Below are 17385 nucleotides of genomic sequence, written 5' to 3' on the forward strand. Positions count from 1 at the left end.
CAGGACTGTTGTGGATTGCTTTTACTACGTGACCTTACGGCAAGTTAGCGCAACTTAGCCGTAGAAATGTGTTTAAGCCCAGAATTTAATCTGAGCTTTGGTTTTGAGCCGTATAATTCCAAGGTAAGTAAAGCTCTGGCGTTAATCTAATTTGTTCACTTTCGCGCTGCAGCACAGTCAAATACTCTAGCGCATTGGCGCCTGCTTCAACACAGGTTGCAATGAGTGAGGTTAATACATCACCAATGTCTGCGCCCACTTGCGTTTTTTTGAACATCGCATTTTTTCTATCGCGTATAATTAACTTTAATTGGTTTTCTATTTTGTTGTTGTCTAGTTGTGCACCTTCTGTGCTGCAGAATGCACTCAGTCCAGCAAAATGTTTTAAGTAATAATTAATTGCTTTACCTAAACCACTATTGGCTTCTACTGTGCCCTTGTCTAAATGCGCTTTCCCCCAATTGGCAATACTGTACATCACTGGCAACGAGTGTTGCTGGTGATAAACAAGCCGTTGTTGTGCTGACATGTTCTGTTGTTGAACTATGCTTTCGTGATGCCAGATTTTGCCATACTCTTCTATGACCCAAGCCACTTCTTCTGGAAAATGACTGTGTACATCATAAAATTGCCGCCTAGCATGACTATTACACAAGCTCATTTTAACTTTTACTTTGCTCGGTTGATTGGCCGAAAGTGCATCACTCATTAATATGGGCTCAGCTAAATCGTTTGGCCGTTTTTGTAATATCTCATCGATAAATTCACCAGCATGGCCTATGTTGGTTTGGAATAGCACGATGTTGTACTCTGCTACTTTGGCAATTAACCCTGATGTATAAATGCCTGTGCGCGCTCTGGTTTTACCATCTCGTGATTTTTTCATCACTGAGGTTTGGTTTAAAATTCGATTCGTTGTGTCGTCCAAATGGTAATGTTCGGCTGTCGCTGCCAGCTCGGTTAAATATTTGTGTACTGGGTAAATTGCATTCGCGACATGCTCTATTTGGTCAAAGATGGTCGATGCGCTGATAGAGACCCCTAATAAATCTTGCATGCTGCCTTGGCGATAAAAAGGTGAGCCTGCAAAATATTTATATAGACACATTAACGAGCGCGCGGTGTAACCATACTTTTGGTGTACATCACCATCGGCCAGTACATCGTCAGTGACCGCGGCAGTAAAATAAGCGCCACAGGCATTACAGCGCAGGCGCTCCATGACGTGTTGCTCTGGTTTGAATGGACTTTGTCCGGTAATTCTTAAAAAGGTTGCAGGTTCAAATTTGTATAGTTTGCCCGTTGGGCATTCAAGGCAGCTATCACCCTTTTGTAAATCGGTGTGTTTGTGGTGAATCACTTCTGGTTTTATTTGTGTCGGTTGGACTTTGTTTTTTCGCCCATGCTGTTTAGGTTTTTTGCTTTTCGTTAAGTTCGATTTTAAACGCTCGGATGATTGAACCATGCCTGCCAGTTTTCTTAGCTTATTTATGGTGATGTCATTGTCATTGAGCCGCTCTTGCATACTGGCTAGGGTGACTAAGGCATCTAAGAGTAATGCACAATCTTCTGATGAAAGTGTTAATTGGTGCTCTTTGGCTTGTGTCACCCGCTCAATCAATGCATCCAATGCTTGGCTACTGATGTCGGTAAAAGTTTGAGTCATTATCTTGTTATTTTGCATGGTTATTTTGCATGGTTATTTTGCATGGTTATTTTGTTTAGTTGCCAGATCAGATCACAGGCATTTCATTTAGTTCAATTTATTTTATACTTTTTTATAAGTTGGGTTGGCTTCACCCTTTAACAGCACCCTAAGTTCAGTCGCCAACATGGGCGATACTTTATTTTGTGAATTTGGCCAGTTTTGAAAGCGTCCTTTAGACAAACGTTTAGTCATCAGCCAATAGCCACTGCCATCATAGGTTAATACCCGTAGCATGGTTCGACTTTTGTTAATAAACACAAAGCGAATATCCGCCCTGGGGTTTTGTTGTAATGAATCACGACATACGGCAACAAAGCCATCAATGCCTTTGCGGAAGTCTTGCGGCTGGGTGGCTAACAATATGGCGGTTTGAGCAGAGAGTTGTAACATAAACGCACCTGTTAAAGTTGATTGGCAGTGTTACAAGCTTGTGCGATAACGGACAATAACTGAGTACTGGCACCGCCATTGAGTACAATGCTAGAGCCATCGTTTAATACAATTGATGCTTGTGCAATAGTTGAATAAACCGCCTGGCTGTTTGGCAAAGCAACAAATGCGTCAATGGGGGCGTCGGTTGTTTGAGTGAGTTTTAAGTCTGATTGCCAACGTTTAATCACTGAGCCACTTAATCCTAGAGTTGTCACGACTTTAGTGGTGGAATAGTGTTGTGTCAGCTCAACAGCTTGCCTGCGTAATTTATCTGGTGTGATTGTGCCTAAAGTTTCTTTGTTGTCGCGCCAGTGGGCAAATTGTGCTTTGGTTTGTTCTAACGATAAGGTGGTGTTCATTTGATTGCGCCTTGGTTTGTTTAGGTTGCAATCAAGTATGCCAAGTTGATTTTAATTATTTGCGCTATGTTGCCGTAAGGTCACCATAAAACTGCGTAATGACTTAATTACAGGGGAAAATACTTTTGCTGCTGGAAAAACAGTCATCACAGCTCAGGTATCTAAGGTCAATTGCATTGAGTCAAACTGTTCATCGCCTGTTGCCAAGTAATACACTTGTTTAAACATGCTGATGGTTTCTTCATACGGAATTAAGAAGCCGATTGTGCCCACTACAATGTCATACGCATTATCCACCACCCAATCAACTACCCAGTTAGCATGGGCTTGAGCAATAAAAGGCATTTTAGGTATGTTCGGGTGACTATTGTATTGTTTATTTGGCTGCCTGTTTGCTGGTGCAGTTGTGATTGATTTAATACAGATAAGCTCGAAGGCAGGTAAATTTTTTCGCCTGTATCTATATTTTCAGATTTTAGGTGGGCATGCGTAATAACATATATAGCGCCATCGTCCACTATATTGTCATAGCCTGCCCAACTCCTAAAAAGGATATGGGCTCAATATTTTTGTTAACGATATTGATATTGGGTTTCTGGCTGAGTGAGGTTTTGTTCACCCGCTGCAACCAGCGCGTTGCTATAAAGTCATACTTTACGGCATGACTGAGCTACTTACTTCTAATTTTTTGAATTAAATACCCTCACAGCTTTCAATTATCTGTTTATAGATTTCATCTAGTGATTTAAAATTCGCTTTTTCAAAGCCTTTTTTCCATTGTTGATACATGGGGTGGTAATAAGCATCAGGACCTAACGCCAGTGCTTTTTTCAATGTTGGTGTTAACTCGTCTTCGTCTTCACATTCAGAAAGGTGGTCGAATAATCCAAACTCAATTTGACAGGTTGTTTGCTCCTCACCTTCAATTGACGTTAGTTCCAACCAAGGGTCTTCGTCACCCGTTACCGCTATTCGTATAGACGAAATGCCAAACTCTTTTAAATCACAACAAACATCTTCAATATAAATTTCGTAATCTGAGCCTGACATAAAACCAAAACTGACAATGCCTGCCTTTACGTTTCTTTTTTCCCACTCCGTGGTTACCGATAGTATTTGTTTGATAGCGTTAATCGATTGTTCTGTTTTTACGTAAAAACTCAAGTAATGTTCCATCATTATGTCCTTTAAATTTATTATTTGCTCAACGCAGCTTTGCAGTCCGCAAAGTGTTTCCTAAATTCTGGGTTTATCGAATCATCTTCAGCAATCGCAAATATCTTATCCGCTAGCTCTACTTGTAGCGGCGTAAACTTATCAGGTTTTGCTTGAACTGCCAGCATAGCTTCGATCATCCATTCATAGACTTCATCTTCTTTAAAGCCATAATTTATGCAATCACACCAGTAAGGTAACCACCATTTCATATAAAAGCTGGAACTTGGATTTTTATATTCAAAAAAATCAAGTAAAACATATGCTAAATTGACGCACTTTTTCTCCACCCAAATTTGAAATTCTTCAGTGTTGTTAAACTCATTTGGGTCTACCTTTTGGGGATAAAATAGTTTAAATAATTCATACTCAATATCCCCCCCACCTAATAACGACCCATTTTTAAAAAAATTATCTTTAACTCGCCACGTTGACACTCTCTCTTTATAGTAGCGTTCAGCATCGCTCCAGTGCCCATCTCCCCATCTAGGGTGCGGGGTGTATTTTTCTTTGATTTTCAACAAATTGGAAATAGACTGGTCTGGCGTAAGTAACATTTCAATTAATGGGGCTCCGTGAAAAGAATCTACCGGGTGTTCTGCATCTTGTTCCCCTGTTAAGTAAAATTGCTCAAGATATTTGTAATGGTAACGGTTGTTACTACCAATTTTATCTATTAACTTGGCAAATTCTTTCCAGCGCTTTTTACGCTGTTGCAAGGTTTCTGTATTATTTGTGTTTTCACTCATTTTATATCTCTTGTAATTAAAACTGATCGCTGTTGGTGATCAACTCTTCAATTAACTCATCATTCACGTTGGCAAGTAATACGCCTTTAGCTGTGCCTAAAAGCCACGTTTTAACATTGTGCTGTTTCAGTTTTTTCCGCGCATCCTTTTGGGTAAATTTAGTACGGTTTTCTGTTCCATCTCTGTAGCCCAAGCTAGCATGCTGTATACCCTCTTTGCTTTTAGGTAATCTTCTTACCCACTCAGCCACACTATCAAGCTCTTTACTCGAATAACCCCGTATTGTCCGACGTTTAAAATCCTGAAAATACCATTCAAAGTTTGTAGCAACAGCAACTCCTTCTTCTTCAACCCCTTTTAACTCATTATCGGTCGTTCCCACTCGATCAAAGAAAAATTCTCGATGGTTACTGTAAGTACTTTTATTTATGTTCCATTGCTTCCAATACGATTTAAAGGTCGTTTTATTGGATTGATATTTATAAGATTTCAACTCCAACCAAACATTATTTTCATCTACGGAGTTTGAGTTCTTCCCAGCTAGAACAATATCAACTTTTCGAGTGAATTCCACTCCTAATAGGGTTGCCCTTCGATTGTATTTAAATAAATTAATTTGCCGAGGAGCTTCAATGGCCACAACTCTATCTTCAGGCAGCCCGCTAATTTCATATTGTAAGTGGCGAGCCGCTAACATGGCAATCTGAAACAAATAACCGGATTCCCGATAGGCCGACACATACTCTTTATCATCTTGCACCAATGATGGTGTAAAAGCCCTAGCATATAGTTTTGGTAATTCTTCTCTTACTCTAAGTTCTAAAGGCTTACAAATGGGGTCTTGATTAGAGCATGTGTCAACGTTTCTCGTTTCCAAGTAGGTTAAAATTGCCATTATCGACAAAGGCGACATGCGCAGATTTCGTGATCTGCTAAGAATTCTCTGCGCGCCTTGTCGACCGGCAGAAAGCACGCCAGTTAAAGTAATAGGAGAGTGTGCCATTTTACGTACACTTGGCCAATCAGTTTTCTTGATACCCTCTGTCACGCCTTTTATAGAAGATACTAATTTTTTACCATCAATTTCTACTAAGCCATTTTTGCTCAGTTGCTGAGCGGCTAAACGAAGTGATTTCGTTAGCCTACTTGTTTCGACTAAACCGCCTTTATCTGTCTTTTTTCTAGAAGCGTAAGCGACAGACATAAGCGGAAAGCTTGGATAACTATCTTTTTCAATATAGCGATTTAACACGACAGGCGGTACTTCATCCCCCTCCCATCCATCTGTTGGTAAGCCCAAATACTCCGCCCAAGTAAAAATATCTTCATCACTTTGCACTGACTTAATCAGTATTGCCAATGCTTGCCGTGATTCTTCATCACTCACCATATCTCCAATAATGATCACCATTGGCAATATGTTAAGTAAGGCATCAATATCCCCTTTCATCAACTTTTTGCCGATTTTTCCAATAACCCCTCCCAGCGAATTGACAAATTTGGGGTTGAGCGATTTGGCGGTTTTCATAAAACTGCGTAATGACTTAATCACAGGAGAAAACACTTTTGCTGCTGGAAATACAGTCATCACAGCTAAGGTATCCATGGATAGTTGCATTGAATCAAACTGTTCATCGCCTGTTGCCAAGTAATACACTTGTTTAAACATGCTGATGGTTTCTTCATACGGAATTAAGAAGCCGATTGTGCCCACTACAATGTCATACGCATTATCCACCACCCAATCAACTACCCAGTTAGCATGGGCTTGAGCAATAAAAGGGATTTGAGGTATGTTCGGGTTACTATTGTATTGTTTATTAAAGTAGGCATATTCTGGCGCGTTTTTAATTATCTTGCTGGCTATCATTTGAGTGCCTACCGCTTCGTAATGGGCAAGGCTCATTACTCCGATAAACCCTTGGTATTGGTTTTGATTAAAACCCACTCGAACTAAGCTTATTTGGCTGCCTGTTTGCTGGTGCAGTTGCCCTGAACTGACTAAGGTAACACTTTGGGTATCATTTTGTGTGTATGTTAATGTTTTGCTGTAACTGCCATCGGCAAATGCAACAAGTGGCTGGCTGCGCCAATCGTATATTTTTACTCGGCTTAAGTGGCCAGTAAAATTTTCACCAATTACAACACCTTTGGTGGTGACTGAGTAATTAAGATTGCTACCATCTGTGCTTTGTTCGTATGTTGTGTCGTTAACTTGCAAGGTTAATTGACCTTGGTAGTAACGAGCGGCAACTTTGTACCAAGTATCATGACTAAGGGGGGCTGATTTAACTTGGTGCTTACCTGTGTTGTTGTGTATTGTGAATTCAAGCTCAAAGGCATCATTCAACTTTAAGGTTTGTGTCCCCCCCGCAATATCGACTAGCATTCCGCCTTTTTGGATAAAGGTATCATTCGAACTTTCATCTTTTAGTAAGCCCGGGCGCATATCTAAACGAATGCCTAAGCCATTATCAGGTCGCAGTTGTGATTGATTTAATACAGATAAGCTCGAAGGTAGGTAAATTTTTTCGCCTGTGTCTTTATTTTCAGATTTTAGGTGGGCATTTCGATTAAAGTAGAGGCTTTTGCCTACGCCATTCGGGTGCACTCGGGTATGCTCTGCATAATTAATTAGGGCCAGATGTAAGTTGTTATGCTCTAGGGCGTACGTTTTCTCTTCATCTAGTTCGTGCAATCCCCAACTGGCGACAGGTACTAAGTTAGGCTCTAGCAAACTACCTAAGGTTAATGTATGGCTTTGTCCTTGTATCCCTGGTATGTCTATTGTTCTAGAAATGGCGTAATCCATACCTACGTTTAAACCATCAAAACGTTGTAACTGTGCTTGCCCAGCTTGGGCTTGGTCTCCCACTATTAGGGTGTCGTGAGTGCTTACAATTTGCCCTGGCTTTTTATTGACAATAGTTTGAGCAGTTTGCAACGAGGATAAACCCACTGTTGCAACAATTTGAGCATTATCATTGGGATAAAACCCAGTATGGATTGCAACTTGTACTTCACCTTGTTGATTGGTTATCGCAATTTGTTCGGTCACTCTGCCAAAAGTAGAGCTGATATCAACTTCAATGCCTTCAACTAAATTTGATTCATCATCAAGTACGCGAGCCGTAACTAAAAGCAGTTCCTCTTGTTCAACAGATTGAGGTAAGGGGTCAATTTCTACTGTTAGTGGCTTAACAATAAATGGCACTGATTGTTGTATATCATTAACTTGTATCGTCAAGGTGTTATCAATTTGAGCGAGCGCTGCGCCACGTAGCCTGGCTTTGGCAATACCATTTGTTGTTTCATATTTTGTTGCTTCTTCATCGATAATAGCTGAGCCGTCAATGCCGTAAGTGATAGCTGTGCCATCTTGAACTGGGTTTCCAAATTGGTCGTTTACAGCAATGTGAACATCAATAAACTGATGGCCTTCAACGTACATTTCACTCGTAACGGCTTCTGCCCATAGGGTCGCTGGCGCACCTGGCTCTACTTCAATGGTTGGCAGGGTGACTTTTAAATCTGAGCCATTTAATTCCAGCTCCATGGTGACGCGATTACCGACTTGCGGTAACAAGGATATATCAGCTGGGAACACGCCTTGGTGTTTGTATTCATGCTGAAAGTCTTCAACTTGGTTAACCACGCCTTCTTTGGCGCGCCATGTGACTGATGGAATATCTGAACCTTCTTGATACCCTATTATCATGCCTTGTAGTGGCACTTTAGTATCATCCGCACTCACATATATAGTGCCATCTTCCCCTATATTGTCATAGCCTGCCCAACGCGTATCGGCGGTGAGCATTTGAAACGCATATTCCCATAAAATATTATCTGGGTCTTGGTTGTCGTATAGCTGCAGAAATAGAAAGTCTTCGCCTTCTAGTTGGTGTAAATTGGCTGGGTTGTTAAAGGTTAGTTGTTGGTTTTGGCCTAAGGTAAGTTCAACCTCTTTGCCGCCAACTTCCATGACTAATTGTTGGCCAACGCCTAAAAAGGGTAAAGGCTCTATATTTTGATTTTGATAATCACTAATGCTAAATAGGATATCTAATGCAACATCATCGCTGGATATCATGTTGCTTTTATCGTTATTAATTTCGACCACTTGTTGGTCTTGCGTTTGTCGCTTGAAGTTTTTTAGCTCAAAGTCCAATAAGCTAAATTGATACTCTGGGCGGTAGCGATATTGGTATTGGGTTTCAGGTGGTGTAAGGTTTTGTTCACCCGCTGCAACCAGTGCGTTGTATTCGGTTTTACGGTAGGTGTCGAGTATTTCATCGTAAACCGGCACTTTAAAGGGTACATAGTGTTTAGGGCGGTATTGTAATGGCCCATCTGCACTGGCACCTAAATCACCAAAGGTTGGGTTTTCATGTTGCGGTTTGGCTGATATTTGTAGATAAAAGGTTTCGCTGTATTCATGGTCTGTGGGTATTTGCACATTTTCAATACGCTTGCCTGGTGTAATATTAAAATGCCCGACTTCGGTTAACGCCATACCGCTGTCTGTCACTTTTACTAAACGCCCAGTGAATCCATAATCTGCCATGGCTGCCGGTAGGGGGGTGCCGTCTTGATTAAGCCATTCTATTTCAATCAACACCATGGTATCGCTATTGGATGCTGAGCCCTCAAAAGCTATGGTGTGTTCGTTAGGTCTGTCACTCTTGCCAAGGTTGTGCTCTGTATTGTATTTACGTGTGGCTTTAACCGTGAGATTGGGTGGCGTCATTACTATTACGTTTTCGCTATAACCCACCCCACCTGAGTTAATTTGGCCTAAGGTGCTGCGCGTACTGCCCATATAGCCAGTTTTACGGTTAATGGCGATAATCTCTATTGGCTCGCCTGGTGTTAATGTTTCGTGGTTGCCATTGGCACTGTTAAGATTAATATTACTGTGGCTTAGGTATTCGCTATAAGGGTTGGATACCCATAAGGTTTGCACATAACTATCAAAACCACGCACTAGGCTGCTAAAGGTTAAGGCGTTGTCGTTTACACCAAAAAGCGTTCCAGGGTTAAATGGTGATACTACGTATTCAGCTAGGCCTTTTTGCTCCATTAATAATTGGCCGTTGCCACTGCGAAATACGTAAATGTCTGTATCTTGCAGGTCTTCTTTACAGCTCACTTTTAATTAGTTTAACCTTAAAAGGTTTTAACTGAGTAGTTCACTTTAGCCGGTAATTTTCCTGTATTATCAGTTGCGCGCATAAAATCAAGCCAATCTTCCATGCGTTTTTGTAGCGTATCGAATAACTCATTAAAGCGTTCAGAATCCGATTTAGCTACCTCCAACTCAGCGCAAACGATACCGTTAAATTTTTTATTGAGGTTTAAATCATCTTGGTACCAGTGATGACCAAAGTCTGCGAATAGCTTGCGTAATTCAACTTCACCTATGCGAATAACAGAATCAGCACAATCGCCTTTTACTCGTAATGTGTAGCTTTGCGTACCATCGGCGTTATCAATTAGCGTTGATGTAAATGCCGGCTCATTAATATATTCTATAGGGTCGTTTTGTAAAATACGGTCTTTTTTAATACGTACTATGCCTTGGCTAGCATGTAGCATATTTAAACGTTTAGGGCAGACAGGAATATATATTTCATCTTCAATTAAGTATGGATGGTGTTGATTGTTTAGTATGAAGTTATCAGGAAAGGCTAGTTCACCTAATTTTTGTTTTAACTCCAAGTCAAAAAGGTATGCTTTTTCATCACCATAATTAAATAAGTAAGCATAATTGCCATCACACCACACTATATTGTTGCCATAGTTTTCACCAGCAGAAATTTCTCGGATTAGCTCGCCAGTTTTGGCATTAAGGGCTGCAATTTCATTTCGGTGCGCTACATAGACGATATTTTTATAAACAAAGAAATCTTGAATTGAATGGAAAAATTCGTAGTACCAATTTTCAGAGCCGTTTTCTAGATTTATCGAAGCTATGGCTCCATTTAATTGAATTTTATCTGGTGGACAACCTTGGGGGTTGCGGTCTGAACCCAAAGATAAAAAAATTGAATTTTGGTCGCTTTCAATTTCAATTACATTTCTGCTTGTCGCAATCCAATTTTTTAAATAACTATATGTCCATTTTTTTCCAACAGAATAATTAAGCAACGATATAGATTTTTTCCAATTAACTTCAAATAAAATCTGTTCCTTACCAGCTACAACAATACTGTCTTTACTCTGAAAATCCCATTCTTTACCCGATTCTATACAAGTGATAATCCAACCTTCTTTTTTTCGGCGGCTTGGATATGGGTAAAACGTGTATTTTTGATTAATATAGTTTCGTTCTCCCATATTATTAGGTATGTATGCAGAGCTTACTTCAAGTCTTTTGGAAGACAATATAAGCTTCATAATTTTATCTTTTCCAACGACTATATAAGTGTCATTTGCTCTATTAAAAACTCTAATTCGCTCAACTGAGTAGAATCTAAATTTTCCAGACTCTTCTAACAAACAATTAGGCAATACAATGTTATTGTGCTTAGAAACATAGCCTAAAGGTTGCTCACTTAACCTAGTCAAAAACATTAAAACTCTCCAATTTCAAACATATTTTCGACTGTCTCATATAAACCTATTACACGTGGATCAGTATCAAAATCAATATCCAATATGTCAGCAGAACTAAATATATCTTCCAAATTTTCATCCAAATGCGACAGTGCAAGCTCTTTTATTTGTTGTACTCGTTCCTGACTTCTACTATCAAACATCCAAATGATCTCTGGATCAGAATCAGATTTTTTTAGTAACTTCACCAAATCCCTAAACATCTGACCATAAAATACATCGCCAACTTCATTGGTATCCTTACATACTTTGTCTCGCTTTTTAAACGCACAGCCCAAGAATTTATCAATATTCTCTGGTGCCCAAGCTTTTAGTTCATATCGTACTATAGTGCCATCAGGTTTTTCCACTTTAACATCATAACGCCGTGTAAACCCGGCAATTTTATCCAGCTCTTCAATGTCTAATAATTTAAAGCCAGGTTTGTTCAAGAAAGACTTTATTGTTAATAGCTGAAACGCTGCACCTTGCGAAGTGTTTAGCGCCTGAGGAGTTTTAGAAAAGTTTCCGTCCTTATCAAGGGGGTTCAATCCTCGAAAAACTTTACTCAATTTATTAGTAACGACATCTGAATCAATTTTCCCGTCATCAATGTGTTTTAAAATATCCCAGCTCGACACTTCTTTGACGAACTGCTCTATATTCATTCCGTTACCAAGTTCAACTTTCGCTATATTTCTGAGGTCAACTAAGTTTTCAAGTCCGTATTTCCTTCCGCCAACGACTTGAACAAAGACTGCCGCATCAATAAATTGCGATTTATAGATTAACTTGTCTAATTGCTCGTTACCACGTTCTACGGCAACTTCTAGCTCTTTGATAGCATTTGTAATCATACGAGATACTTGTGCTTTTTGAGTGGGTGACCGTAGAAATTGCTCAACATTGACAGCTTTTAGAATATCAACGAATTCCTGAGCGGTTTTGCTAATAACGTTTCGGTCAACTGCATAAGCGACAGCGAACAAGCTGAAAGTGGTTGTATTAACAAAAACCTGACTAGATGAAATTTGTTCAAAATAGCCTTTTACATACCGACTCCAAGCTTGTAAATCAGCTAAATCTCTAATACCGTAAACCAGTATCTCACCCGCTTGCGCTAAGGTTTTATATTCAATGGCAACAAATGCGGTGACCTCGATAAACGGCATAATATCCGCAAAAAACTTACCCATTTGTCGAGGGTTGTAGTTGGCTTTTTTTGCCTCTTGCCAAGCCAAATCTGAAATCAGGTCTATAATTTTACTGTCTTTGGGTAATAACTTAGCTATAGCACGCGCCATGCTTATTACAGCATCTGGGGCAAAACCGACGCCAGCAGAGAAATAGCCCGCTAGTGATGTGATAATACCTAAACCGGCTAAAGCCTGAACGGAACTGTCGAATCTATCGTCGTCTGTGACGTAGTAGTACCAAGAATGCACAGCAAAGTCTCTTACATCTGCTATCCCCACAATCCCTGATATTACATCGCATGTAAATCCTTCTACCCCTTCCCCATCACCTGTGATGAAGCCATCTTTGCACTCTTTTAGTGTTTTAAGTGCAAGCGCTTTTTCATCTTCACTACCAAATGCTAATCCATATAACTTTTTAGCAGATTCTCGACTAATAATGTTTATTGGCAGCGAGTCGTTGATAACAACTGCTGTTTGAAGCGTCGTTCTGGTAATTTTAAGGTGGACTTCTTGGATGGTTTTTAATGGGTTACACTCCGAGATAAATTTAACAAACGTCTCACCTCGGGTAAGTTCACCATATTCATCAGCTCGAAAAAAGGGGGTATCGCAACTAAAAACTAAGTCATTCGCGTACGCCTTGTTAATGAAATTGAATTCCCACTCACGCATGCGCTGTTTCTGAAAGCGTGCCAGTTGATTTTGATTAAATATGACTTCAAATTGACTGAGCCCCGTAGCGTCGATGACTTGCTCTCCTTTGCTTGAGCCATCGGCTAACTGAATTAGAGGTTCTTCGTCCCAATCATACAGTTTCAGATCGGCAATATTGCCGTGATAGTTTTCACCTACAATAAAGCTTTTACCAGAAAATGTGTTTTTTAGTTTACCTGGCAAAGGGGTACTTTTCTCTTCATCTCCAATTTTAATATGTAGCTCTTGGTCTATTACATGGACGGCGACACTTGCCCATTGATTAAGTGCAAGGGTCTGACTAGATAATAGTGTTTTAACATCATCCCCCTTAGAATCAAGTGAAGTTGCTGTAACATTTATATTACCTTGTTCACTTAGCTCTATTTTCAGTCCAGAGGCCGAGTAATCTAGCAATGTACCTTGGTTTTGCTCAGGGCTTATGTGCATCGTTAAGCCAATATTGTCTTGCTTGCGTAATTTGGCGTATTGGAAAAGTTCAACCTTGCTATCGCCAGCAAACTTGAAGCTATAGTGCCCTGCTTTGGTATGATTTTGCTCTGCTATGATATTTTGCGCATCACCATCTAGCTTAGCGACAATATCTTGAACTTTGTTATCGCTGATATACGACATCGGGTAATGCAGCAAGGCGGGTATTGCAGGTTTATCCAACGTTCCTACACCTAGTTCCGCTGAGTCACCTTCCTGCCCCGGAATATCAACCATGACTGATGTTTTGAGGGGTACAGTATATCCACCTAAATCAATACCTGTTGTATCAGGTGCGCCAGCAATAATGACATTATTTGACAAAGTGGGTGTATCTGGCGGGGTAACAACCTTGAATTGCTTACGAGCAAAACGCTCGCCGACTCTTACCAAAATTTCGCCTAGGCCAGGAAATTCCCCCGCTTCCAACAAAACGCTGCCTTGCCCTGCACTGCTCAGTAAAACTCCGTTTTCACTGAGCCGTCCACGATAATTAGATACTTGAACGGGTAGAGCTGTTAAATCTCCATAAGCACTGGTTGCTTGAATTGTCACTGTCGCCGTTTGACCAACTTCAATTTCTTCAGGTATTGACACACTGAGTTCAATATCATGTACATTTACTGTCAATTGTTCGGTGACATTACCAACTTTAACACTAATGGGCTGCTCACCTGAAAATGTGTCTCCTGTAGCTTTGAGAACAACCTGCCCACCTTGTGTAGTTAAATTGCTAATCGATTCTAGATTTTCTGTAGAAACATCAACTGGTGTGCCATCTGCTACAGGGTTACCAAATTGGTCACTCACTATTAAAGTATGTTGTACTTGCCCCAGTCCTCCAATTACAGTTTCGCCATCTGTTGTGGAATTAATGCGAAATGGTTTGCCTGGGATCACTTCATAAGCAACCGAAGTTGCGCCGTTATCGGCATTATCCCCAGAAGCAGTAACGGTGACTTTAGTGCCTGCTGTAGTCGGTAGGTAAAATTGAGTTGAAAAAACACCAGTATCGTTTTGTTGATTAGCTGGCGTCATTGCAAAGTTTTGGCTGTTACTCCATTGAATTTTGTTTAGCTGGCCTTCTGGTGCTGCAGTAAAAAATGCAGACACTAACTGGGGGTTATCAAGTACATCATCAGCCGACACTTCGATGATATTGTCAGTCTGAGCCCTGCTGGGGTAAATATCTAATCGCTGAAACGCATACTCCCATAAAATATTGTCTGGGTCTTGGTTGTCGTACAACTGCAGGAATAAGAAGTCTTCGCCTTCTAGTTGGTGCAAATCCGCTGGGTTGTTAAAGGTCAGTTGTTGGTTTTCACCTAGAGTGAGTTCTACTTCGCGTCCGCCCATTTCTAACACCAGTTGTTGGCCAACACCTAAAAAAGGTAAAGGCTCTATATTTTGATTTTGATAATCGCTAATGCTAAATAGGATATCTAACGCAACATCGTCGCTCGATACCATATAACCTTTATCGCTATTGATTTCGACCACTTGTTGGTCTTGCGTTTGGCGCTTGAAGTTTTTTAGCTCAAAGTCCAATAAGCTAAATTGATACTCTGGGCGGTAGCGATATTGGTATTGGGTTTCAGGTGGTGTGAGGTTTTGTTCACCCGCTGCAACTAGGGCGTTGTATTGGGTTTTACGGTACGTATCTAGTATTTCATCATAAACAGGTACTTTAAAGGGTACATAGTGTTTTGGGCGATATTGTAATGGCCCATCTGCACTGGCGCCTAAATCACCAAATGTTGGATTCTCGTGTTGCGGTTTGGCCGATATTTGTAGGTAGAAGGTTTCGCTGTATTCATGGTCGGTGGGGATTTGTATATTTTCTATGCGCTTACCCGGGGTGATATCAAAATGCCCAACTTCGGTTAACGCCATGCCGCTGTCTGTCACTTTTACTAAACGCCCAGTGAATCCATAATCCGCCATGGCTGGTGGTAGCGGTGTACCATCTTGATTTAGCCATTCTATTTCAATCAACACCATGGTATCGCTATTAGATGCCGAGCCTTCAAAAGCTATGGTGTGTTGATTAGGTCTATCACTATTGCCAAGGTTGTGTTCGGTATTATATTTGCGCGTAGCTTTAACCGTGAGGTTGGGTGGTGTCATCACGATAACGTTTTCGCTATAGCCCACCCCACCTGAGTTAATTTGGCCTAAGGTACTGCGCGTGCTGCCCATATAACCGGTTTTACGATTAATGGCGATAATTTCTATCGGCTCACCCGGTGATAATGATTCATAACTACCATTGGCAATATTCAGATTAATATTACTGTGGCTAAGGTATTCACTATATGGGTTAGACACCCACAAGGTTTGTACATAGCTCTCAAAACCTCGAATAAGGCTGCTAAAGCTTAAGCCGTTTTCGTTTACACCAAAAAGCGTTCCAGAGTTAAATGGTGATACCACGTCTTCAGCTAGGCCTTTTTGTTCCATTAATAATTGGCCGTTGCCACTGCGAAATACGTAAATGTCTGTATCTTTAAGGTCTTCTTTACTGATGGTGGATAACAGGCCTTGGTGGCTTAAATCGGCACTGTAGTCAATTAAACGGACTAAATCTGGTGCTGGGGTTAATAGGTTCGTTTCGCTATCACAAGCAGGTGTTTCGTCACTGCTATTGCTTGATAAATACACTGCATAGTGAGTTTGTTTGTCCGCTTCAGTTTCACACAAAAACTCACCATCAACCATTACACCTGCATATTCAATAATACTATCACCTTGGACGCGCACATCTGCACTGCCGTCTTGGTCAAAGTCATTCATACCAAATTTACGTTCGGTAAAGCTTGGCGTTTGATACTTGTATTCTGTGGTGGCTGCTAGCTCAATTGAACTGCCTGGATTCGCTAAGAACAGTTCACCGCTGATGAGCTGGGCATCAATATAAAAATTGCTGGGGTAAGTTAACGCGCTAGGCAGAGAAGCTTTAATGCTCTCTAAGTGCACATTCATCATTATGCCGGTTAGCGAGGTATTACTGTATTGCAGGTTATCTAATGACCCTTGGCATAAAGTGTAACCCGGATGAAATTGTGGGAACATTAACGGCTTACGCCCTGTGGGTGTCCACGCGCTATACCAAACCTCGGTTACTGCGGGGGTGGTATAACTAAAATCAAAACCCGGACACGGTAATACCCCATAATGCGCTTGATAAAAACCATTTTCACCTGTCACGCCAAAACCGTCATAAGGCGCTATAATTTCAACAGCCGCGCCAGAGATTGGCATATAGGGTTGACTCACATTGTTGAGTAATGCACCTTCCTCTTCACCACGGTAGAAACCGCTCAGTGGCGATACGGTATAAGGGCTGGTTAAGGCGACTTGATGTTGATTATCAAATAATACTGCTTTATCTGCGCTACTAACCGCCCCCACTGCGCTTTGAACATCAAACTTAAAACCCATTAAAAATGGCGATTCTAACCCCGTCAAAATGGCTGCTTCTGGTTTAACTAAAAAATAGCGGTAGCCATTGGTGGCTGGTTTTATCACTTTATGACCATTGCGCGCGGTGTACTCTAGTGCTTGGTATTCGCTAGCATCCAGTAGCTTCGCTCCTGGGTTAGCTTGTTTAAGTTGTTGGTAAACTTGGACAAGCGCTAAAACCTCATTAGCGGGCAGCACATAACCTTTAGATAAATTCCCTTCCTGCAGCGCAAAACTGCGATTAACCACGCCTCCGTTTTCATCATATTCTGCCCAAATTAAGCTGCCTGACTCAGACAAAATCAGTGAGCGCCCCACCACAAAACCATGTTGTGCATGCCAGATATCGAAACCGCCAGCAGCCACACTTATTTTAGATGCGAATAAACTCGATAGCAGTAGAAAGCCAAGTAACCATAAACTGCTGTGTTTAACGCAGGATTTGTGGTCGGTAAATTTTAAGTTAAACAACGCCATGTTTT

The 17385-nt window shown here is 40.9% G+C and carries 9 protein-coding genes; all 9 read right to left on the minus strand.

The window, feature by feature from the left end:
* Window positions 1-85 precede the first annotated feature (85 nt).
* On the minus strand, window positions 86-1684 hold the full coding sequence (gene tnpC / locus FNT16_RS19295) for an IS66 family transposase (RefSeq protein WP_221935025.1): 1599 nt from the start codon (window positions 1682-1684) through the stop codon (window positions 86-88).
* Window positions 1685-1768: 84 nt separating this feature from the next.
* A complete protein-coding gene (gene tnpB, locus FNT16_RS19300) occupies window positions 1769-2098 on the minus strand; it encodes an IS66 family insertion sequence element accessory protein TnpB (RefSeq protein ID WP_143871825.1) in 330 nt (109 codons plus the stop codon).
* An 11-nt stretch (window positions 2099-2109) separates the two neighbouring features.
* Window positions 2110-2499: a hypothetical protein gene (locus FNT16_RS19305; protein ID WP_143871824.1), complete on the minus strand. Its 390-nt coding sequence runs from the start codon at window positions 2497-2499 to the stop codon at window positions 2110-2112.
* Window positions 2500-2652: 153 nt separating this feature from the next.
* A complete protein-coding gene (locus FNT16_RS19310; protein ID WP_143873588.1) occupies window positions 2653-2844 on the minus strand; it encodes a hypothetical protein in 192 nt (63 codons plus the stop codon).
* A gap of 348 nt (window positions 2845-3192) precedes the next feature.
* Entirely contained in the window at window positions 3193-3678 is a 486-nt protein-coding gene (locus tag FNT16_RS19315) for a hypothetical protein (RefSeq protein ID WP_143873590.1), read from the minus strand.
* 17 nt (window positions 3679-3695) lie between these two features.
* Window positions 3696-4463: a hypothetical protein gene (locus FNT16_RS19320; RefSeq protein WP_143873592.1), complete on the minus strand. Its 768-nt coding sequence runs from the start codon at window positions 4461-4463 to the stop codon at window positions 3696-3698.
* A gap of 16 nt (window positions 4464-4479) precedes the next feature.
* A complete protein-coding gene (locus FNT16_RS19325) occupies window positions 4480-9612 on the minus strand; it encodes a hypothetical protein (protein ID WP_143873594.1) in 5133 nt (1710 codons plus the stop codon).
* Window positions 9613-9629: 17 nt separating this feature from the next.
* A complete protein-coding gene (locus tag FNT16_RS19330; protein ID WP_143873596.1) occupies window positions 9630-10961 on the minus strand; it encodes a YncE family protein in 1332 nt (443 codons plus the stop codon).
* A 74-nt stretch (window positions 10962-11035) separates the two neighbouring features.
* Window positions 11036-17380: a hypothetical protein gene (locus tag FNT16_RS19335; RefSeq protein WP_143873598.1), complete on the minus strand. Its 6345-nt coding sequence runs from the start codon at window positions 17378-17380 to the stop codon at window positions 11036-11038.
* Window positions 17381-17385 lie beyond the last annotated feature (5 nt).

The organism is Catenovulum sediminis (assembly GCF_007289895.1).
Lineage (GTDB): Bacteria > Pseudomonadota > Gammaproteobacteria > Enterobacterales > Alteromonadaceae > Catenovulum > Catenovulum sediminis.